At 46.2% G+C, this 1,048-nt stretch carries 1 protein-coding gene; it reads right to left on the reverse strand.

Annotated elements, in window-relative coordinates:
- Nucleotides 1–17: 17 nt before the first annotated feature.
- Nucleotides 18–1,048 (reverse strand): Fe-S cluster assembly protein SufD (sufD, locus tag A3763_RS25690; protein WP_068760719.1); only part of this gene is annotated, 1,031 nt, incomplete at its 5' end.

The following is a 1,048-nucleotide window of genomic DNA, read 5'->3' on the forward strand; positions in this document are numbered from 1 at the left end:
ACTAACGACGCGATCATTTAATCTAAAGGGTAACTTAACAGCTCTGCCAGTTGCTGCTCCCAGAAGTCTGCAATAGCTTCAATTGGGGCTGCCCGAACCACTTCCAATACAAAACCGAGGGTTAGCATCAGGCGAGCCTGTTCATGCGTTACGCCACGCGTTTTAAGGTAGTACAGTTCAGTTTCGTCTAACTGACCAATGGTTGTACCGTGAGCACATTTCACGTCATCGGCATAAATTTCCAGCTCGGGCTTGGAATCGATTTCAGCAGACGATGAAAGAAGAAGGTTCTTGTTATTCATTGAACCTAAGGTCTTCTGTGCGTCCGGGTGAATGTGAATTCGGCCATTAAAGACGATATGGGACTTATTGTCGGCAATACAACGGTAAGTCTCATTACTGGTGCAGTTTGGTGCAATATGTTCGATACAGGTATGGTTATCGTAATGCTGCTGACCGGTGGTGACAGTAACACCGTTAAGATCACACTCAGCACCTGCTTCTAACATCTGCACGTGCAAGTCGTGACGACCCACTTGGCTGCCCAAACCTAAAGAGTAGCTCTTGAAGTTAGCGTTACGATAGAGCGCGACACCGGTAAAACCGATTTGCTTGGCTGGCGTAGATTCAAGGTTCATACGCAAGTACTTTACATGAGCATTATCAGCAATACGCAGGTCACATACACTGTTAACAAGCCCTTGAGCACCTTCTTCGGCGTCAATGACGAGTTCTTCAATAAAGGTTGCTTCGGCATTTGCTTCAACGTTAATGAAAACGCGTGGCTGGCTCAGGCCGCTAGCATTGCTATGAAAAACCAACTTGAGTGGTTTGCCCAGTTGAGTATTCTTCGCAACGTTGATGAACAAGCCATCTTGCATCAAACCCGCATTCAGTTTTGCAAACAGCAAATGCTCTGCAGAATTACTTATGCTATTGGCGACAAGCTCGCACTCTTTCTCATCAAGAGAAGACAAACTTTTGATGGTGATACCCGCTTGTGACAAGGCATCAGCGTCATAGCTTGGCGCATTATTATTGGCGATCA

The sequence above is a fragment of the Oleiphilus sp. HI0128 genome (assembly GCF_001635365.1).